A 20257-nucleotide genomic window follows, 5' to 3' on the forward strand; every position below is an offset into this window, starting at 1 on the left:
ATATGGCGAAAACCCTGTCGAAACCGGCCAGCGGCGCGCTCGCGCCCTGGCTCGGTATTTCGCTGATCGTGATCCTGTTCGACCAGCTGTCGAAGATCGCGGTCCTGAAAACGTTCGCGTATGGCGCGCAGCACGCACTGACGCCATTCTTCAACCTCGTGCTGGTGTACAACCGCGGCGCCGCGTTCGGCTTCCTGTCGACCGCGAGCGGCTGGCAGCGCTGGGCGTTCACCGCGCTCGGGATCGGCGCGACGCTGGTGATCTGCTTCCTGCTGCGCCGTCACGGCCAACAGCGGCTGTTCAGCCTGTCGCTCGCGCTGATCCTCGGCGGCGCGCTCGGCAACGTGATCGACCGGCTGGTCTACGGTCACGTGATCGACTTCCTCGATTTCCACCTCGGCGCCTGGCACTTCCCTGCGTTCAACCTCGCCGATTCCGCAATCACGGTCGGCGCGGTGCTGCTGATCTACGACGAACTGCGTCGCGTGCGCGGCTCGCGCTAAGCGCGCATACTCGGCGTCGACGGCCGGCCCCGCGCCGGCCGTCCTGTTCGCCCCTTGGAGGCCTGAGTTGGCACACGCAGAACTCGCAGGAAAACACCTCGTTCTCGGCCTGACGGGCGGCATCGCCTGCTACAAGATCGCCGAGCTCACTCGGCTGCTCACGAAGGCCGGTGCGACCGTGCAGGTCGCGATGACCGAAGCCGCCACCCAGTTCATCACGCCCGTCACGATGCAGGCGCTGTCGGGCCGGCCCGTCTATACGAGCCAGTGGGACGCGCGCATCGACAACAACATGGCGCACATCGACCTGTCGCGCGAAGCCGACGCGATCGTGATCGCGCCCGCGTCGACGGATTTCCTCGCGAAGCTCGCACACGGGTTCGCGGACGACCTGCTGTCGACCCTGTGCGTCGCGCGCGACTGTCCGCTGCTCGTCGTCCCCGCGATGAACCGCCAGATGTGGCAGAACCCGGCCACGCAGCGCAACGCCGCGCAACTGCGCGCGGACGGCGTGTCGGTGCTCGGCCCCGATTCGGGCGCGCAGGCGTGCGGCGAAGTCGGCGACGGCCGCATGCTCGAGCCCGAGGCGATCTATGAAGCGATCGTCGCGCACTTCGCGCCGAAGGTGCTCGCGCACCGGCGCGTGCTGATCACGGCCGGCCCGACGTTCGAACCGCTCGACCCCGTGCGCGGCCTCACGAACCGCTCGAGCGGCAAGATGGGTTTCGCGCTCGCACGCGCCGCGCAGCAGGCCGGCGCCGACGTGCATCTCGTCGCGGGGCCGGTGGCGCTCGACACGCCGTGGGGCGTTTACCGCCAGGACGTGCATACCGCGCAGCAGATGTACGACGCGGTGATGCAGGCTGTCGCCGATGCCGACATCTTCATCGCGGTGGCCGCGGTCGCCGACTGGCGCGTCGATCAGCCGGCCGAGCACAAGATGAAGAAGACGGCCGACCGCAAGATGCCGGCGCTCGCGTTCGTCGAGAACCCCGATATCCTCGCGTCGGTCGCGGCGCTGCCCGATCCGCCGTTCTGCGTCGGGTTCGCGGCCGAAAGCGGCGACCTCGACGTGCACGGCGACGAGAAGCGCAAACGCAAGAACGTGCCGCTGCTCGTCGGCAACCTCGGCCCGCTGACGTTCGGCCGCGACGACAACGAAGTCGTGCTGTTCGAGGCCGCCGGCCTCACGCGCCTGCCGCGCGCACCGAAGGACGAACTCGCGCATGCGCTCGTCGCGGAAATCGCGAAGCGCCTGCCCGACAACCGCCTGATCTGATCTCCCGCGCGGCGGCCATCACTGCCACGCCCTTCCCGACCGATTCGACGACCGCATGAAACTCGATCTGAAGATTCTCGACGCGCGCATGCGCGACTACCTGCCCGCCTACGCAACCACCGGCAGCGCGGGCCTCGACCTGCGCGCGTGCCTCGACGCGCCGGTCACGCTGCAGCCGGGCGAAACGACGCTCGTGCCGACCGGCCTCGCGATCCATCTCGCCGATCCCGGCTATGCGGCGCTGATCCTGCCGCGCTCGGGCCTCGGCCATAAGCACGGGATCGTGCTCGGCAACCTCGTCGGCCTGATCGACTCCGACTACCAGGGCCAGCTGATGGTCTCGACGTGGAACCGCGGCCAGGCCGAGTTCGTGCTGAATCCGTTCGAACGGCTCGCGCAACTCGTGATCGTGCCGGTCGTGCAGGCGCAGTTCAACATCGTCGGCGACTTCGCCGAAAGCGATCGCGGCGAAGGCGGCTTCGGCAGCACCGGCCGCCACTGAGCGGCATCAGGAAAAAAGGGCCTCGCGGCCCTTTTCTTTTTCCGTTCGCCGTCATTCGCCTACCGGCTGCGCGATCCGCGCGGGCACCAGTTCGCGCCGCCGCGCCTGCGCGATGCTCGCATAGATCACCAGCGCGACCAGCACGCCGAGCAGCACGGCCGACGAGCCGACCGTACCGAGCGCAAGGCCGCCCTTGGCGAGCGGCTTCGTCAGCAGGTCGCCGACCGTTGCGCCGAACGGACGCGTGAGCACGAACGCGGCCCAGAACAGCAGCACGCCGGAGATCCGCGTGAAGTAGTGCGCGAGCACGATCACCGCCAGCAGCCCGCCGATCAGCAGCGCGCCGCCGCCGAAGCCGAGCCCCGAGCTGTCCGCGAGGAAGTCGCCGAGCGCGGTGCCGAGCGTGTTCGAGAACAGGATCGCGATCCAGTACAGCAACTCGACCTTGCGCGTGCGAATCAGGTCGACCGACAGCGATTCGCCCGACAGCCGCCATACCGCGAAAATCGCCAGCAGGATGGCGACCAGGATCGACGAGCCGGCCGCATAGCCGAGGCCGAGCGTGCGGTCCATGAAGTCGGACATCGTCGTGCCGGCCGTGCTCGTCGCGACGATTACGGCCCAGTAGATTGCCGGGTGATAACGCGTCGTCTTGAGCTGCGCGCCCAGCGTCACGAGAAAGAAGCCGAACAGCAGGATCGAGCTCACCGCGTAGCCGACGTTCAGCGTCATCGACAGCAGGTCGCCGCCAGTTTCGCCGAGCGTGGTCGCGCAGATCTTCATGATCCAGAACGCGAGCGTAATTTCGGGAAGTTTGTTCATTCGAACCCCTTTTGCAGGAAAGCGGCATGCCGACGCATGCCGGCCCGCATTGCAGACAGGATCGAATGTAGTCGTCGCCGGCTTAACGGAACCTTAGCGAACGTGAAGAACGGCGTGGCCGGCGGGCGCAGCCGTGAGCGGCCGCACCGGCGCCGTCAGCGTGCGTGTTCGTGCCGGTAATGCAGCGCGTACGCGAGCGTCAGCAGCACGACGAACACGACGCCGACCACCATCGTCATCCGGAATTCGCGCGTGAACGCGGTCGTGATCAGGATCGCCGCGACGAGCCCCGCACCGAGCAGGCTGCCGAACGGGTGCCCCCACATCCGAAACGCGAGCGCGGGGCCGCGATACTGCGAACGGAAGCGCAGGTGCGTGACGAAGATCATCATCCACGTGAGCAGCGCGCCGAACATCGCGATCGCCATCATCACGGTGAACGCCGTGTCGGGCGCCAGCGCGACCAGCACGGCCGCTACCGCGACACCGCTCGTCGAGATCCAAAGCGCCGCGCGCGGCACGCCGTTCGTGCCGAGCCGGCCGAACGCCGCGGGCGCGAGCCGCGCGCGCGACAGGCTGAACATCATCCGTGTCGTCACGTAGAGCTGGCTGTTCATCGCCGACAGCGCCGCGACCAGCAGCACGAAGTTGATCACGCCTGCCGCATACGGCACGTGCGTCGCGGCCATCACCTTCACGAACGGGCTTTCGTCGGTGCCGGCCTGCGTCCACGGCACGATCGCGAGCATCAGCGACAGCGTCAGCAGGTAGAACAGCACGAGCCGGAACACCGTCGAGCGAAACGCACGCGTGACCGCGTGCTGCGGATCGCGCGCCTCGCCGGCCGCGATCGCGACGGCCTCGATGCTCATGTAGCTGAAGATCGCGACGATCACCGCGACCCAGGTGCCCCATGGCCCCTTCGGCATGAAGCCGCCGTGCACGGTGTAGTTCGCGAAACCGATGCCCGATGCGGCCGGCGCCGACCACACGAGATACGCGCCGAGCACGATGAACACGACGATCGCCGCGATCTTCAGCAGCGAGAACGCGTATTCGACCGAGCCGTACAGCGTGACGCTCGCGAGGTTCACGGCGATCAGCAGCGCGGAGAAGCCGATCACCCAGTACCAGCCGGGCACGGCCGGAAACCAGTACTTCATGAATACGGCGATCGCGCTGATCTCGGTGCCGATCGCGAACACGACCGCGAACCAGTACGCATAGCGCACCAGAAAGCCTGCTAGCGGGCCGACGTAGTGTTCGGCATACGCGCCGAACGAGCCGGCCGTCGGATGCGCGACGGTCATTTCCGCGAGCGCGCCCATCAGCAGCAGTGCGATCAGCGCGCCGATCGCATACGAGACAAGTACGCTCGGGCCGGCGAGCCCGATCGCGAACCCGCTGCCGAGGAACAGCCCCGTACCGATCGCACCGCCGATCGCGATCATCGCCATCTGCCCCGACGTCAGCGCGTGGCGCAGCCCTTGTTCGCGCGCGACGATGCTGTCGAACGACCGTTGTTGTTGTGTCACTGCGTTGCCACTCCCCTGCACCACCGTCGCGCCGCCGGCGCCAGATAAAACGAAACGGCGCGGAGAACTTCCCGCGCCGTTCGCATGAACAACGAATTATCGCTTACTCGACTTCGACCGTCTCTTCGTTCGGCTTGTGCGGCGGATTCGCCAGCTTGTCGAATGACAGCTGCACCTTGTCGCTTTCGTCGACGTCGACCGTCACGTGACCGCCGTTGACGAGCTTGCCGAACAGCAGTTCGTCAGCCAGCGCGCGACGGATCGTGTCCTGGATCAGCCGCTGCATCGGCCGCGCGCCCATCAGCGGGTCGAAGCCGTGCTTCGCGAGATGCTTGCGCAACGCGTCGGTAAAGAGCGCGTCGACCTTCTTCTCGTGCAGCTGTTCCTCGAGCTGGATCAGGAACTTGTCGACCACGCGCATGATGATTTCCTCATCGAGCGAGCGGAAGCTGATGATCGAGTCCAGACGGTTGCGGAACTCCGGCGTGAACAGACGCTTGATGTCGGTCATCTCGTCGCCCGTCTCGCGGCGCGTCGTGAAGCCGATCGTCGCCTTCTGCATCGACTCGGCGCCCGCGTTCGTCGTCATGATGATGATGACGTTGCGGAAATCCGCCTTGCGGCCGTTGTTGTCGGTCAGCGTGCCGTGGTCCATCACCTGCAGCAGCACGTTGTAGATGTCCGGATGCGCCTTCTCGATTTCGTCGAGCAACAGCACGCAATGCGGCTTCTTCGTGACGGCTTCGGTCAGCAGGCCGCCCTGGTCGAACCCGACGTAGCCCGGCGGCGCGCCGATCAGGCGGCTCACCGCGTGACGCTCCATGTATTCCGACATGTCGAAGCGGATCAGCTCGATGCCGAGCGTGAACGCGAGCTGGCGCGCCACTTCGGTCTTGCCGACGCCCGTCGGACCGGAGAACAGGAACGAGCCGATCGGCCGGTCCATCTTGCCGAGGCCCGCGCGCGCCATCTTGATCGATGCGGCGAGCGCGTCGATCGCCGGATCCTGGCCGAACACGACGCTCTTCAGGTCGCGGTCGAGCGTCTGCAGCTTGCTGCGATCGTCCTGCGACACGCTCTGCGGCGGCACGCGCGCGATCTTCGAGATGATTTCCTCGATCTCGCTCTTGCCGATCGTCTTCTTCTGCTTCGACTTCGGCAGGATGCGCTGCGCGGCGCCCGCCTCGTCGATCACGTCGATCGCCTTGTCCGGCAGGTGACGGTCGGTGATGAAGCGCGCCGACAGTTCGGCTGCGGCCGACAGCGCGCCCGACGAATACTTGACGCCGTGGTGCTCCTCGAAGCGCGACTTCAGCCCGCGCAGGATCGCGACCGTCTGCTCGACGGTCGGCTCCGTCACGTCGACCTTCTGGAAGCGCCGCGACAGCGCCGCATCCTTCTCGAAGATGCCGCGATACTCGGTGAAGGTGGTCGCGCCAATGCACTTGAGGGTGCCCGACGACAGCGCCGGCTTCAGCAGGTTCGACGCATCGAGCGTGCCGCCCGACGCGGCGCCCGCGCCGATCAGCGTATGGATCTCGTCGATGAACAGGATCGCGTGCGGGCGCTCCTTCAATTCCTTCAGCACCGTCTTCAGGCGCTGCTCGAAATCGCCGCGATACTTGGTGCCCGCGAGCAGCGCGCCCATGTCGAGCGAGTAGACCTGCGCGTTCGCGAGAATGTCGGGCACCTCGCCGCGCGTAATGCGGTAGGCCAGGCCTTCCGCGATCGCGGTCTTGCCGACACCGGCTTCGCCGACCAGCAGCGGATTGTTCTTGCGGCGACGGCACAGCACCTGCACGACGCGCTCGACCTCGGGCTCGCGACCGATCAGCGGATCGATGCGGCCGTCCTTCGCCATCTGGTTCAGGTTCTGCGTGAACTGCGCGAGCGGCGTTTCCTTCTGCGCATTCGCGTCTTCGCTTTCCGCGTTCGCGTCGGTCGACTTCGCGGCTTCGCCGTTGTTCGTCTTCGCGATGCCGTGCGAAATGAAGTTCACGACGTCGAGGCGCGTGACGCCCTGCTGCTGCAGGTAATACACCGCGTGCGAATCCTTCTCGCCGAAGATCGCGACCAGCACGTTCGCGCCGGTGACTTCCTTCTTGCCGTTCGACGTCGACTGGACGTGCATGATCGCGCGCTGGATCACGCGCTGGAAACCGAGCGTCGGCTGGGTATCGACATCGTCGGTACCCGGGACGGTAGGTGTGTTGTCGTGGATGAAATTGCGCAGGTTCTGACGCAGGTCCTCGATGTTTGCCGCGCACGCGCGCAACACCTCGGCTGCCGTGGGATTATCCAGCAGGGCCAGCAGCAGATGCTCGACCGTAATGAACTCATGGCGCGCCTGACGTGCTTCCATGAACGCCATGTGCAGGCTGACTTCCAATTCCTGGGCAATCATGCTTCCTCCATCACGCACTGCAGCGGATGCCCGGCCTGCCGCGCATGGGTAACGACTTGCTCAACCTTGGTCGACGCGATGTCCCGCGTATAGACCCCACAAACTCCTCGCCCTTCGCGGTGGACCTGCAGCATGATCTGCGTGGCCGTCTCGCGATCCTTCTTGAAATACTCCTGGACGACCATCACGACGAATTCCATAGGCGTGAAGTCGTCGTTCAGCAGCACCACCTTGTACATTGAAGGCGGTTTGAGCTTCTGCTGCTTGCGTTCCAGGACGGTACTGTCCTGCTTGTCCGGGATAATCGCCATACACCCATTCTAAACAACTCGGACAGGCCCGCAATCCTGCCATTACCCGACCGACCGGCCGGCGCCCTCCCCGGAATCCCGGAACACGCGATCGTCTTCGCGCCATACGAAAGCCGGCTGCGGTGCCGGCTTTCACGCGTGGCGCGGAACACGAACCGTCAGGGGGAATCGCACCGGAACGTCGTATCCGCATCCAGTATCCCACAAGCCGGGACGACTCGAACGCGTGTCACTCGAGCCTGGTATATGAGCCGATTATGCGGCTTTTCAAGTCCCCGCGCTTGGCCGCATGCTGCAAAGCAAAGCCGGAAAAACCCTGAAAATGGGTTCTTTACAACGGCCCTCTATCCGTCTAAAAATTCCACTTGACACTCCAATAAAGAGCGCCAACAATCAAGCTGGCACTTTTTAAATTGGCCGGTTGGCGAATTGAAAGAGGCCGAGGTGAGCTTGTGAGGGGGGAACGGCTGCATTTTCCGGTCGTTTAGCTTTTCGAGCGTGCTCGTGGTAAGTAGCAGCGACTGTGTGACAGGGGAAGTAGGAATGGCAACTGGTATCGTTAAGTGGTTCAACGACGCGAAGGGCTTCGGTTTCATCACTCCCGACGAGGGCGGTGAAGATCTGTTTGCGCACTTCTCGGCTATCACCATGAATGGCTTCAAGACGTTGAAGGAAGGCCAGAAGGTGAGCTTTGACGTCGTTCAAGGACCGAAGGGCAAGCAAGCGTCGAACATCCAGGCCGCATAAAGGCATCGGATATCGGACGAAGAAACCCGGCGCAATGCGCCGGGTTTCTTTTTTTTGAGGCCGGCCAATCGATAATCGATTGGCCGGCCTTTTCGTTCAATCCCGATAATTGAACATGCATTGTCTTGTCACGCACGCAGATCGAATACTGGTCCGGCACGTGAAACAGATTCGCCTCTTCGTTACACGACCTTCAGCGTGCCCATCATGCCGAGATCCTCGTGTTCGAGAATGTGGCAATGAAACATGCGCTCGCCGGACATGTCTTGCCTGACGAGAATCGTCACGGTTTCGCCGCTGCGCACGTTCACGGTATCGCGCCATGCGCGGAACGGTTCGCTCGTGCGCGAGCCGTCCGACGCACGCTCGATCACCTGGAACTGCGTGCCGTGCAGGTGGAACGGGTGATCCATGTCGGTGGCATTGCGGATCGTCCAGCGCTCGATGTCGCCGCGGCGGCTCGTCAGCGTCGCGCGGTGCGGCGCGTAGGTCTCGCCGTTGATCGTAAAGCGCATGCCGGCCGGGCGGCCGTGCGCCGCGCCCTTCATCATCGCCTCCATGTCCATCTCTTCGCCGAACGCCACCTCCTTGTGCGCGACGGGTTCGCCCAGCGCCGGCACCGCGCGCAGCGTCGCCGGCAGCGCACGTGCGCCGGCCGGCGCGAACGCAACGTCGGCCAGGGCCAGCGCCGGATCGGGCGGCAGGCTGCCGTGACCGTCGTCATGCGACATCGCCATCTTGCGGCGGTCGTATTCGGCCGCCTGCAGCACCGCGCGCGACGCGCGATCGCCGGCGCGCACCAGCAGCTCCGCACGCTCGCCCGGCGCGATCAGCAGCGACGTGACGCGGCGCGGCGCGTCGAACAGCCCGCCATCGGTGCCCGCGTGCTCGAACCCGCGACCGTCGTCGAACGCGACGCGCAGGTAGCGCGCGCTGCATGCGTTCCACACGCGCCAGCGTTCGTCGCCCGCGACGTCGATCCGCGGCCCGCGCGCGCCGTTGACCAGCACGAACTGGCCCTCGCGGCCGTTCATCCAGTCCATCATGTCGTTCGGCGCAATCGTGCCGTCGCGCGCGAGCTTCAGGTCCGACACGAACAGGTTGCGCTCGGGCCAGCCGGCGAGCGGATCGTCCGCGGCGCGCACGATGAACGGGCCGGCCAGCCCGCGAAAGACCTGCTCGGCCGTCATCATGTGCGGATGCGGGTGGTACCAGTAGGTGCCGGCGCTCCCCTTCGGCAGCGTGAAGCGGTACACACGCGACGCACCGGGCGCGACCGGATCGGACGGATTGCCGTCCTGGTCGGGCGGCACGGGCAGGCCGTGCCAGTGGATCGTCGACGGCTGCGGCAGCTTGTTCACGAACCTGATCTCGACCGTGTCGCCCTCGCGCACGTCGATCAGCGGACCGACGACGGGGCCCTGCGTGCCCGCGCCGAACTGCCAGAACGTGGTCGGCCGCGCCCCGTGCAGCATCGGGCGCGCCACGGGCTGCGCCACCAGCGTGGCCCGGAACGTGCCGGGCTCGCGGCTTTCGTTCGCGAGCGTACGCAGCGCCGCGAGCGGTGCGCCGGCCGGCAGCGCATCGGCGGCCGCGAGCACGGCCGGCGCGGGCTGGCCGTGCTGCCCGCGACCCGACATCCCTGACATGCCCGACATGCCGGGCATGTCGTCCATCTGGTCCATGCCGGCCATGCCGGCCATGCCGGCCATGCCTGCATGCTGCGCCCACGCGGTGCGCGCGAACAGCGCTGCGGCCGCGACACCGATAGCGCGCGACAGGAAGGTTCTCCGTAACATCAATCGTTCCTCGTTATCCATTGCTGCGTCGCGCGACAGCCGCGACGCTCGCGCCGGCCGGCTGGAACGCCGATGCGCGACGCGAAACCTGATGCCCGCGTCATCATAACCGCAGGCCCATATCGAAAAGCGTCGCCTCCGGTCGGGCGGCGATACGCCGCAGGGCGGCGCTGCCGGCCGGATTCGACGCGCATCGACCGGCATCGCCGATCGGCGTTGCGCGGCCCTTCGCCGGCGACCACGGCCAGCACTCATCCGCTCCCTTTGCAGCTGCCGGCCGATGCCTGGCGCCTGCCGTTCGGCCCCGCATTGGCGCTCGTCGCGTCATCGATCCGCGAATCCGCGAATATTTCACGATGCGGAACAAGTCTCTGCGTTATAAAAATTCGTGGTGCAGGGCACAAATTTCCCGTTTCGCGATGCCGAAAAACGTTCCGCAATACAAAACGTAATAAATAACACTTTGTTTTTAAACATGAATTTTTGTTTCGAGAAGCGCTTCTACGCGCACCATCCGATCGGGTCGCGGACGTAGACTTTGTTCCATGCACTGACGCTTCGCCACGACGTTCGATACGGAACCCGGCGCAAGCAGCCAGTCGGGCCACAGCCGGCCGAGCCGGCGGGCGGCACAACAGAATCGCTTGTGATCAGAAAGGGAGAACGGAAATGAAGGGATTTCGCTTTGGTTCAGCGCTCGGGTCGTTCTACATCCTGCCGGGTAACGGCGGCTGGGAAGCGACGTTCGGCAACGCCGTGCTCGGCGCATTCTCGTGCCCCGAAGTCGCGGCCGACCACATCTCCCGCGGCGACTGCCCGCACCTGTCCGAAATGGACACGGCGACGCTCGAAGTGCCGGACGAAATCGCCGAGTGGGAAATCGTTCACGTCTGAATGGCACGCCTGCAACGAAAAACGCCCCGGGCGACCGGGGCGTTTTTTTGCGGTGGGCGGTGGACGGCAAAGCCCGCCGCGCCGGCACACGCATTGGCTCGCGCGATTGCGCGGCCGGCGTCAGGCGACCGCGTCGACGATGCCGTTCAGCGTCGCGCTCGGGCGCATCGCCTGGCTCGTCAGGTCGACGTTCGGGCGATAGTAGCCGCCGATGGCCTGCGGCTTGCCCTGCGCGGCCGCCAGTTCTTCCAGGATGCGCGCTTCGCTGTCGGACAGCACCTTCGCCACGCCTTCGAACTGCGCCTTCAGCGCGGCGTCCTCGGTCTGCTCGGCGAGCGCCTGCGCCCAGTACAGGCACAGGTAAAAGTGGCTGCCGCGGTTGTCGAGACCGCCGACCTTGCGCGCCGGCGACTTGTTTTCGTCCAGGAACTTGCCGGTCGCCTGGTCGAGCGTCTTCGCGAGCACGACCGCCTTCGGGTTCTGGTACGCGAGGCCGAGGTGTTCGAGCGACGCAGCCAGCGCGAGGAATTCGCCAAGCGAATCCCAGCGCAGGAAACCTTCCTCGACGAACTGCTGCACGTGCTTCGGCGCGGAGCCGCCCGCACCCGTTTCGAACATTCCGCCGCCGGCCATCAGCGGCACGATCGACAGCATTTTCGCGCTGGTGCCGAGTTCCATGATCGGGAACAGGTCGGTCAGGTAGTCGCGCAGCACGTTGCCCGTGACCGAGATCGTGTCCTGGCCCGCGCGGATGCGCTCGAGCGAGAAGCGCGTCGCGTCGACCGGCGTCAGGATCCGGATGTCGAGACCGCTGGTGTCGTGATCCTTCAGGTAGCGTTCGACCTTCGCGATGATCTGCGCATCGTGCGCGCGCGCCGGATCGAGCCAGAACACGGCCGGTGCGCCGGTCGCGCGTGCGCGGTTCACCGCGAGCTTGACCCAGTCCTGCACCGGCGCGTCCTTCGTCTGGCACATGCGCCAGATGTCGCCCGATTCGACCGCGTGCTCGAGCAGCACGTTGCCGGCTTCATCGGTGACGCGCACGACGCCGTCCGCCGGGATCTGGAACGTCTTGTCGTGCGAACCGTATTCTTCGGCCGCCTGCGCCATCAGGCCGACGTTCGGCACGCTGCCCATCGTGACCGGATCGAATGCGCCGTGCTGCTTGCAGTCCTCGATCACGGCCTGGTACACGCCCGCGTAGCAGCGGTCCGGAATCACGGCCTTCGCGTCGTACAGTTCGCCGTCCGGGCCCCACATGCAGCCCGACTCGCGGATCATCGCCGGCATCGATGCGTCGACGATCACGTCGCTCGGCACGTGCAGGTTCGTGATGCCCTTGTCCGAGTTGACCATCGCGAGACGCGGGCGCACCGCGTATTCGGCCTTGATGTCGGCTTCGATCGCTTCGCGCGTGTCGGCCGGCAGGTCCTTCAGGCGCGCGTACAGGTCGCCGATCCCGTTGTTCGGGTTGAAGCCGGCCAGCGCCAGCACGTCCGCGTGCTTCGCGAGTGCGTCGCGGTAGAACACCGACACGAAATGGCCGAACAGGATCGGATCGGAGACCTTCATCATGGTCGCCTTCAGGTGCACCGAGAACAGTACGCCCTGCGCCTTCGCGTCGGCGATCTGCGCGTCGATGAAGCTGCGCAGCGCGTTGCGGCTCATCACCGACGCGTCGATCACTTCGCCGGCTTTCACGGCCGTCTTTTCCTTCAGGACCTTCTTCGCGCCGTCGGTCGTCGTGAGTTCGATCTTCACGCTGCCGGCATCGGCGATCAACGCCGACTTCTCGCTGCCGTAGAAGTCGCCTTCGCTCATGTGCGCGACGTGCGCCTTCGACGCGGCCTGCCAAGCGCCCATCTTGTGCGGATGCTTGCGTGCGTAGTTCTTGACCGACAGCGGCGCGCGGCGGTCGGAGTTGCCTTCGCGCAGCACCGGGTTCACCGCGCTGCCCTTGATCTTGTCGTAGCGGGCCTTGACGGCCTTCTCTTCGTCCGTCGACGGGTCTTCCGGATAAGCCGGCAGCTTGTAGCCCTGCGCCTGCAGTTCGGCGATCGCGGCCTTGAGCTGCGGCACCGACGCGCTGATGTTCGGCAGCTTGATGATGTTCGCTTCCGGCTTCAGCGTGAGCTGGCCCAACTCGGCCAGATCGTCGGAACCCTTCTGCTCCGACGGCAGGACGTCTGCGAATGCGGCGATGATGCGACCGGCGAGCGAGATGTCGCGCGTTTCGACGGCGACGCCGGACGAGCGCGTGAAGGCCTTGACGATCGGCAGCAGCGAATAGGTCGCGAGCGCGGGCGCTTCGTCGGTGAGGGTGTAGATGATCTTGGGCGAAGTGGACATGGTCAAAGCATTGCTACGTGATTGTGGGACTGAGAAGCGCCGGCTGTAACCGGCGGGGAGCGACCGGGTCGGTCGCGAAAGGGGCGCGCCGGCTCAGCCGGGCGGTGGTGTTGCGCGGGCCGTCATGTTCAACCTTGCAGGGCATGCGGGCCACATGCCGGACCGCCCTGCCAACAAACCTGCCATCCACGAAACGCCCCGGCGCCGGCAGCAGGCGCCGGGGCGGCCGGAAACGCTCCGGCCCACCCCGGAAGGGGACTTACATGTTCTCGATCAGCACTTCGCCGAAGCCCGAGCACGACACCTGCGTCGCGCCTTCCATCAGGCGCGCGAAGTCGTACGTGACGCGCTTCTGCAAGATCGACTTCTCCATCGCGGCGATGATCGTGTCGGCCGCTTCCGTCCAGCCGAGATGGCGCAGCATCATTTCCGCCGACAGGATCTCGGAACCGGGGTTCACGTAATCCTTGCCCGCGTACTTCGGCGCCGTGCCGTGCGTCGCCTCGAACATCGCGACCGAATCCGACAGGTTCGCGCCCGGCGCGATCCCGATGCCGCCGACCTGCGCGGCCAGTGCGTCGGAGATGTAGTCGCCGTTCAGGTTCAGCGTCGCGATCACGTCGTATTCGGCCGGACGCAGCAGGATCTGCTGCAGGAACGCATCGGCGATCGAATCCTTGATCACGATCTCGTTGCCCGTCCTCGGGTTCTTCACGCGCATCCACGGGCCGCCGTCGATCAGCTCACCGCCGAATTCCTTCTGCGCAAGCGCGTAGCCGGCGTCACGGAACAGGCCTTCCGTGAACTTCATGATGTTGCCCTTGTGCACCAGCGTGACCGACTTGCGATCGTTGTCGATCGCGTACTGGATCGCCTTGCGCACGAGACGCTCGGTGCCTTCGGTCGACACGGGCTTGACGCCGATCCCCGAGGTTTCCGGGAAGCGGATCTTCTTCACGCCCATCTCGTCCTGCAGGAACTTGATCACCTTCTTCGCCTGCTCGGAGCCCGCGGCCCATTCGATGCCCGCGTAGATGTCTTCCGAGTTCTCGCGGAAGATCACCATGTCGATCTTCTGCGGCTCGCGCACCGGCGACGGCACGCCCTTGAAGTACTGGACCGGGCGCAGGCACACGTACAGGTCGAGTTCCTGGCGCAGCGCGACGTTCAGCGAACGGATGCCGCCGCCGACCGGGGTCGTGAGCGGCCCCTTGATCGACACCACGTATTCCTTCAGCACCTGCAGCGTTTCGTCCGGGAGCCACACGTCCGGACCGTACACCTTCGTCGCCTTCTCGCCCGCGAAAATCTCCATCCAGTGGATCTTGCGCTTGCCCTTGTAGGCATGCGCGACCGCCGCGTCGACGACCTTGATCATGACCGGCGTGATATCGAAGCCCGTACCGTCGCCTTCGATATAGGGAATGATCGGCTGATCGGAAACGTTGAGCGAGAAGTCCTTGTTGACGGTGATCTTGTCACCGCCCTCCGGAACCTTGATGTGCTGATACGGCATGATCGACTCCAGTGACGTGGCTGAGCAGGTGATGCTGGTCGAAGCTGCGCGCGCGGCGGGGGCGCGGCATGGCCACCCCGTGACGGCAACAGCGAGCCGCTATTCTAGCGCCCCAACCGGGCACTTCGGCACGAAGCGCGGCACTGCGTATCAAGACCTCACTTATGTCTTATATAAGACAGAGGACTTGCCGTTCCGTATTATGCATTAAGATTCCGCCATTTGCCATAGACTGCCCGCCCCCGCTTCCCGCGGCGCACCGGGCGGGCGCCCCGCCATGAACCTGATCGCCCTCAACAAGCCGTTCGGCACGATTTGCCAGTTTTCCGCGCACGAGACGCGGCCGTCGCTCGGCGACTGGGTAAAAACGCCCGGCGTCTATGCGGCCGGCCGGCTGGACGCGGACAGCGAGGGCTTGCTGCTGCTCACCGACGACGGCGCGCTGCAGGCGCGCATCGCGGAGCCGCGCCACAAGCTCGTCAAGCGCTACTGGGCGCAGGTCGAAGGCGCGCCCGGCGCCGCCGACCTGAAGGCGCTCGCGCGCGGCGTCGATCTGGGCGACTACGTGACGCGCACGTGCCGCGCCGAACTGATCGAACCGCCCGACGCGCTGTGGCCGCGCAACCCGCCGATCCGCTACCGCGCCGCGATCCCGACCACGTGGATCGAGCTCGCGATCACCGAAGGCAAGAATCGGCAGGTGCGCCGGATGACGGCGGCCGTCGGCTTCCCGACGTTGCGCCTGGTGCGCGTCGGCATCGGTGCACTGGACATATTCGCACTCGGCATTGCACCAGGCGAAACAATGGCGCTGCCGCCGCGCGCGCCGTGGGACGGTTTCGCGCACGGCGGATGACGCATTCGGGGCGCGCGATTTTTTTCGTCATCTTTTTCGTCAACCACCTGCGAAGATCGCGCGTTAAACCACGCAGATGCCACCCTGAGCTATCCGGCATTGGCAGCCGAATCCGCGTTTGCGTCACGAAAGCGACGTTTTCGTCGAATACGATTCGGCGCCCGCAGCGCAAAGAGAAATTTCTTGGAGCGTCTGTCAACCGAAAGGTGGATGGCACCGTTAGACGTCATGACTCCTATGCCGGGTCATTTGGTTAATTAACTAAAGCTGAGGAACACAACATGAACAAACTGATCGCCGCTCTGGTCGCTGGTCTCTTCGCAACGGCTGCTTTCGCACAAGCTTCGGCTCCGGCTCCGGCCGCTCCGGCTGCTGCTGCTCCGGCAGAAGCTGCTTCGGCACCGGCAAAGCACGCTGCCAAGAAGCACCACGCAAAGAAGAAGCACCACGCTGCTAAGAAGGCAGCGAGCGAAGCCGAAGCCCCGGCAGCTGCTTCGAACTAAGCAAGCTGGTTGTAATAACGCAGTCAAGAACACGCAGTCTTGCCGTTCTTACGGCGTTGAAAGGCAGATCGCCGCAAGGCGATCTGCCTTTTTCTTTTTTGTGCCCGCCGGCACGCATCGCGTACCATGCGGGTCTCGTTTTCCAGATAGGAGCCTTGCTGTGCAATTCTCCCTGCGCTCGTCGCTCGGCCGCCTTGCGCGTGCCGCCGTGTTTCCCGCCGCGCTCGCCGTCCTCGCACTCGGCATGCAGGCCGCCAGTGCGCAGATGCCGCCCGGCGCCAAGCAGCCGAGCGAGTTCCCGCGCGTGAAGCTGCGCGCCGGCATGTACGTGATCGACGCGGCCGTCGCCGCGAACGACACCGACCGCGAACAGGGGCTGATGTACCGTTCGCAGCTCGCGCCGAACGAAGGCATGCTGTTCGTATTCAACGAGAATGCCGTGCACTGCTTCTGGATGAAGAACACGCTGATCCCGCTGTCGATCGCATTCATCCGCGCGGACGGCACGATCACCGACATCGACGAGATGCGGGCCGAGACGACCGACAACCACTGCCCGCGCAACAACGGCGTTTATGCGCTCGAAATGAGCAAGGGCTGGTTCGCGGCGAAGGGCATCAAGGCCGGCATGAAGCTCGACGGCCTGCCGAAGGCCCAGTAACGGCGATCGCCGCGGCCTTGCGCCGCGCACCGACCGGAGCCGGCCGCCCGTTGCGCGCCGGTTTTTTTTCGCCCGCCGGCGGCGCCCGCCTTGATTCCGCCGGTGCTGGCCGCATCTGCAAAAGCCACGCGCAAGCGCTATGCTTTAAGTCTCACCAGTTTCAGTCCGGGCCGGCCCAGCCGGCTCGCTTACGATCCGAACCACCAGGAGGTTCACGTGCCCCGCAAAACCCCCATCGAGCGCTATCGCAATATCGGGATCAGCGCTCACATCGATGCCGGCAAGACCACGACGACCGAGCGCATCCTGTTTTACACCGGCGTGAGCCACAAGATCGGTGAAGTGCACGACGGCGCGGCCACGATGGACTGGATGGAGCAGGAGCAGGAACGTGGCATCACGATCACGTCGGCCGCGACCACGGCCTTCTGGAAGGGCATGGCCGGCAACTATCCGGAACACCGGATCAACATCATCGACACGCCCGGGCACGTCGACTTCACGATCGAAGTCGAGCGCTCGATGCGCGTGCTCGACGGCGCGTGCATGGTCTACGACTCGGTCGGCGGCGTGCAGCCGCAGTCCGAAACCGTGTGGCGCCAGGCGAACAAGTACAAGGTGCCGCGCATCGCGTTCGTCAACAAGATGGACCGCGTCGGCGCCGATTTCTTCCGCGTGCAGCGGCAGATCGGCGAGCGCCTGAAGGGCGTCGCCGTGCCGATCCAGATTCCGATCGGCGCGGAAGATCATTTCCAGGGCGTCGTCGACCTCGTCAAGATGAAGGCGATCATCTGGGACGACGAGAGCCAGGGCGTGAAGTTCTCGTACGAGGAGATCCCCGCGAACCTCGTCGAACTCGCGCACGAATGGCGCGAGAAGATGGTCGAGGCCGCGGCGGAAGCCAGCGAGGAACTGCTCGAGAAGTATCTGCACGACCATGAATCGCTGTCCGAGGACGAGATCAAGGCCGCGCTGCGCCAGCGCACGATCGCAAACGAGATCGTGCCGATGCTGTGCGGCAGCGCGTTCAAGAACAAGGGTGTGCAGGCGATGCTCGACGCGGTGATCGACTACCTGCCGTCGCCCGCCGACGTGCCCGCGATCCTCGGCCACGACCTGCACGACAAGGAAGCGGAACGTCATCCGAACGACGAGGATCCGTTCTCCTCGCTCGCGTTCAAGATCATGACCGACCCGTTCGTCGGCCAGTTGATCTTCTTCCGCGTGTATTCGGGCGTGGTCGAATCCGGCGACACGGTGCTCAACGCGACGAAGGACAAGAAGGAGCGGCTCGGCCGGATCCTGCAGATGCATGCGAACGAGCGCAAGGAAATCAAGGAAGTGCGCGCGGGCGACATCGCTGCTGCGGTCGGCCTGAAGGAAGCGACCACCGGCGACACGCTGTGCGATCCGGCGCACCCGATCGTGCTCGAACGCATGATTTTCCCGGAGCCGGTGATTTCGCAGGCCGTCGAGCCGAAGACGAAGGCCGACCAGGAAAAGATGGGCCTGGCGCTCAACCGTCTGGCTCAGGAAGATCCGTCGTTCCGCGTGCAGACCGACGAAGAATCGGGGCAGACGATCATTTCAGGGATGGGCGAGCTCCACCTCGAAATCCTGGTCGACCGGATGAAGCGTGAATTCGGCGTGGAAGCGACGGTCGGCAAGCCGCAGGTCGCGTATCGCGAGACGGTGCGCACGACGGCGAAGGACGTCGAGGGCAAGTTCGTCAAGCAGTCGGGTGGCCGCGGCCAGTACGGGCACGCGGTGATCACGCTCGAGCCGAACCCCGGCAAGGGCTACGAGTTCGTCGACGCGATCAAGGGCGGCGTGATCCCGCGCGAATACATTCCGTCGGTCGACAAGGGCATCCAGGAAACGCTGAAGAGCGGCGTGCTGGCGGGCTATCCGGTCGTCGACGTGAAGGTCACGCTGACGTTCGGCTCGTACCACGACGTCGACTCGAACGAAAACGCGTTCCGGATGGCCGGCTCGATGGGGTTCAAGGAAGCGATGCGCCGCGCGAAGCCCGTCCTGCTCGAGCCGATGATGGCGGTCGAGGTCGAGACGCCCGAGGATTTCATGGGCAACGTGATGGGCGACCTGTCGAGCCGGCGCGGCATCGTGCAGGGCATGGACGACATCGCGGGCGGCGGCGGCAAACTCGTGCGTGCCGAGGTGCCGCTCGCCGAGATGTTCGGCTATTCGACGTCGCTGCGCTCGGCGACGCAAGGCCGTGCGACCTATACGATGGAGTTCAAGCACTACGCGGAAACGCCGACGAACGTATCGGAAGGCGTGATCAGCGCGAAGACGAAGTAAGCGCAGGGCGCTCGCGCCCTGCCGCATGCAAAGCCCGTCCGGTCCGGACGGGCTTTTTTTCGTCCAGCGCGCACCGTGCGCGGCTTTTTGATCGGCCCGCCAGGCGTTTTTTTCGCATGCCACAATGCATCGCGATTCGTCAGATGGAACTGTCCCGATGCCGCCGCCCACCCCTGCCCTGCGCCGCCTGCTGATCCTCTATGCCGGCCTGATCGCCGCGAACGTCGCCGTCTGGCTGTGGGCGTTCGCGGTGCTGCGCGACCATCCGCTGCTGCTCGGCACCGCGGCGATCGCATACGGACTCGGGCTGCGTCATGCGGTCGACGCCGATCACATCGCCGCGATCGACGTCGCGACGCGCAAGCTGATGCAGGACGGCCAGCGTCCGGTGACCGTCGGCCTGTTCTTCTCGCTCGGCCATTCGACGATCGTGATCACCGCGACGCTCGGCATCGCGCTGACCGCGTTCGCGCTGCGCGACCGGTTCGAGGCGTTCCGCGAGATCGGCGGCACGATCGGCACCGCGGTGTCGGCGACCTTCCTGCTCGTGCTCGCGTGCGTGAACCTGATGATCCTGCGCGACGTGTGGCGGCGCTATCGCGGCGCGCCAGCGCACGCGCACGGCACCACGCATGCGCACCGTCCGGCCGGACTCGTGTCGCGGCTGCTGCGCCCGCTGTTCCGGTTCGTGTCGACGAGCTGGCACATGTATCCGGTCGGCGTGCTGTTCGGCCTAGGTTTCGATACTGCAACCGAAATCGGCCTGCTCGCGATTGCCGCCGCGCAGGCGAGCCAGGGCCTGCCGGTCTATACGGTCATGCTGTTTCCCGCGCTTTTCACGGCCGGCATGACGCTGATCGATTCGACCGACAACGTGCTGATGATCCATGCGTACGGGTGGGCGATGGACGATCCGCAGCGCAAGCTGCTCTACAACGCGAGCATCACGTTCGTGTCGGCGGCCGTCGCACTCGCGATCGGCGGGATCGAGGCGGCCGGCCTGCTCGCCGACAAGCTGGCGCTGACGGGCCCCGTGCGCGACGCGCTCGATGCGCTCGGCGAACGCTTCGGCTCGATCGGCTACGGCATCGTTGCGCTGTTTCTCGTCTGCTGGATCGCGTCGATCCTGTTCCATCGCTGGCAGCGCGCGGCCGACGCGCCGGCGCGCTGAGCATCGCTCAGACGTTTCATTTCGGCAACAAAACTCCCACAACGACGCTTCATGCGCCGTCGCGTGCACGCGCACGCCTTGCG

At 65.4% G+C, this 20257-nt stretch carries 17 protein-coding genes; 10 read left to right on the forward strand and 7 right to left on the reverse strand.

Annotated features, from left to right (window positions below):
• Positions 1-2 precede the first annotated feature (2 nt).
• The 3 genes from lspA (at position 3) to dut (ending at position 2284) form a co-directional block, all read left to right on the forward strand.
• On the forward strand, positions 3-503 hold the full coding sequence (gene lspA, locus CUJ89_RS14030; RefSeq protein ID WP_114177839.1) for a signal peptidase II: 501 nt from the start codon (positions 3-5) through the stop codon (positions 501-503).
• A 67-nt stretch (positions 504-570) separates the two neighbouring features.
• The gene (coaBC, locus tag CUJ89_RS14035; protein WP_114177840.1) at positions 571-1782 is read left to right on the forward strand and encodes a bifunctional phosphopantothenoylcysteine decarboxylase/phosphopantothenate--cysteine ligase CoaBC; all 1212 of its coding nucleotides are present in this window, start codon (positions 571-573) and stop codon (positions 1780-1782) included.
• A 55-nt stretch (positions 1783-1837) separates the two neighbouring features.
• Positions 1838-2284, forward strand: a complete 447-nt coding sequence (dut, locus tag CUJ89_RS14040; RefSeq protein ID WP_114177841.1) for a dUTP diphosphatase — start codon at positions 1838-1840, stop codon at positions 2282-2284.
• A gap of 51 nt (positions 2285-2335) precedes the next feature.
• Here the strand turns inward: dut and CUJ89_RS14045 are convergent, their stop codons facing one another.
• The 4 genes from CUJ89_RS14045 to clpS all read right to left on the reverse strand — a co-directional run bounded on the left by CUJ89_RS14045 (position 2336) and on the right by clpS (position 7356).
• Positions 2336-3106, reverse strand: coding sequence for a hypothetical protein (locus tag CUJ89_RS14045; RefSeq protein ID WP_114177842.1), 771 nt, complete (start codon positions 3104-3106; stop codon positions 2336-2338).
• 155 nt (positions 3107-3261) lie between these two features.
• The gene (locus CUJ89_RS14050; RefSeq protein WP_114178617.1) at positions 3262-4641 is read right to left on the reverse strand and encodes an amino acid permease; all 1380 of its coding nucleotides are present in this window, start codon (positions 4639-4641) and stop codon (positions 3262-3264) included.
• A 103-nt stretch (positions 4642-4744) separates the two neighbouring features.
• Complete coding sequence (gene clpA / locus CUJ89_RS14055) at positions 4745-7045, reverse strand: ATP-dependent Clp protease ATP-binding subunit ClpA (protein WP_114177843.1); 2301 nt, start codon at positions 7043-7045, stop codon at positions 4745-4747.
• The gene (clpS, locus tag CUJ89_RS14060) at positions 7042-7356 is read right to left on the reverse strand and encodes an ATP-dependent Clp protease adapter ClpS (protein WP_114177844.1); all 315 of its coding nucleotides are present in this window, start codon (positions 7354-7356) and stop codon (positions 7042-7044) included. The genes clpA and clpS overlap by 4 nt, the downstream gene beginning before the upstream one ends.
• Before the next feature lie 543 nt (positions 7357-7899).
• Between clpS and CUJ89_RS14070 the strand changes: the two genes are divergently transcribed.
• The gene (locus CUJ89_RS14070) at positions 7900-8103 is read left to right on the forward strand and encodes a cold-shock protein (protein ID WP_006478030.1); all 204 of its coding nucleotides are present in this window, start codon (positions 7900-7902) and stop codon (positions 8101-8103) included.
• Between the two features lie 182 nt (positions 8104-8285).
• Here CUJ89_RS14070 and CUJ89_RS14075 read toward each other — a convergent pair whose 3' ends face one another.
• Positions 8286-9902, reverse strand: a complete 1617-nt coding sequence (locus tag CUJ89_RS14075; RefSeq protein ID WP_114177846.1) for a multicopper oxidase family protein — start codon at positions 9900-9902, stop codon at positions 8286-8288.
• A 669-nt stretch (positions 9903-10571) separates the two neighbouring features.
• Between CUJ89_RS14075 and CUJ89_RS14080 the strand changes: the two genes are divergently transcribed.
• Positions 10572-10796 carry a hypothetical protein gene (locus CUJ89_RS14080; RefSeq protein WP_114177847.1) on the forward strand — a complete coding sequence of 75 codons (225 nt, stop codon included), beginning with the start codon at positions 10572-10574 and terminating at the stop codon, positions 10794-10796.
• Positions 10797-10916: 120 nt separating this feature from the next.
• On the opposite strand, the gene CUJ89_RS14085 is transcribed toward CUJ89_RS14080, so the two are convergent.
• Together CUJ89_RS14085 and icd are read right to left on the reverse strand one after the other, a co-directional pair.
• Positions 10917-13145 carry an NADP-dependent isocitrate dehydrogenase gene (locus CUJ89_RS14085; RefSeq protein WP_114177848.1) on the reverse strand — a complete coding sequence of 743 codons (2229 nt, stop codon included), beginning with the start codon at positions 13143-13145 and terminating at the stop codon, positions 10917-10919.
• Between the two features lie 259 nt (positions 13146-13404).
• A complete protein-coding gene (gene icd / locus CUJ89_RS14090; protein WP_048252141.1) occupies positions 13405-14661 on the reverse strand; it encodes an NADP-dependent isocitrate dehydrogenase in 1257 nt (418 codons plus the stop codon).
• A 277-nt stretch (positions 14662-14938) separates the two neighbouring features.
• On the opposite strand from icd, the gene CUJ89_RS14100 reads away from it, so the two are divergent.
• The 5 genes from CUJ89_RS14100 to CUJ89_RS14120 all read left to right on the forward strand — a co-directional run bounded on the left by CUJ89_RS14100 (position 14939) and on the right by CUJ89_RS14120 (position 20174).
• A complete protein-coding gene (locus CUJ89_RS14100; protein WP_114177850.1) occupies positions 14939-15517 on the forward strand; it encodes a pseudouridine synthase in 579 nt (192 codons plus the stop codon).
• A gap of 281 nt (positions 15518-15798) precedes the next feature.
• The gene (locus CUJ89_RS14105) at positions 15799-16020 is read left to right on the forward strand and encodes a hypothetical protein (RefSeq protein ID WP_114177851.1); all 222 of its coding nucleotides are present in this window, start codon (positions 15799-15801) and stop codon (positions 16018-16020) included.
• 160 nt (positions 16021-16180) lie between these two features.
• Positions 16181-16681 (forward strand): DUF192 domain-containing protein, encoded by a 501-nt coding sequence (locus CUJ89_RS14110; protein ID WP_114177852.1) that lies wholly within the window; start codon positions 16181-16183, stop codon positions 16679-16681.
• Between the two features lie 216 nt (positions 16682-16897).
• Positions 16898-19003, forward strand: coding sequence for an elongation factor G (fusA, locus tag CUJ89_RS14115; RefSeq protein ID WP_114177853.1), 2106 nt, complete (start codon positions 16898-16900; stop codon positions 19001-19003).
• Positions 19004-19160: 157 nt separating this feature from the next.
• Complete coding sequence (locus CUJ89_RS14120) at positions 19161-20174, forward strand: HoxN/HupN/NixA family nickel/cobalt transporter (RefSeq protein WP_114177854.1); 1014 nt, start codon at positions 19161-19163, stop codon at positions 20172-20174.
• Positions 20175-20257 lie beyond the last annotated feature (83 nt).

This window comes from Burkholderia pyrrocinia (assembly GCF_003330765.1).
GTDB lineage: Bacteria > Pseudomonadota > Gammaproteobacteria > Burkholderiales > Burkholderiaceae > Burkholderia > Burkholderia pyrrocinia_B.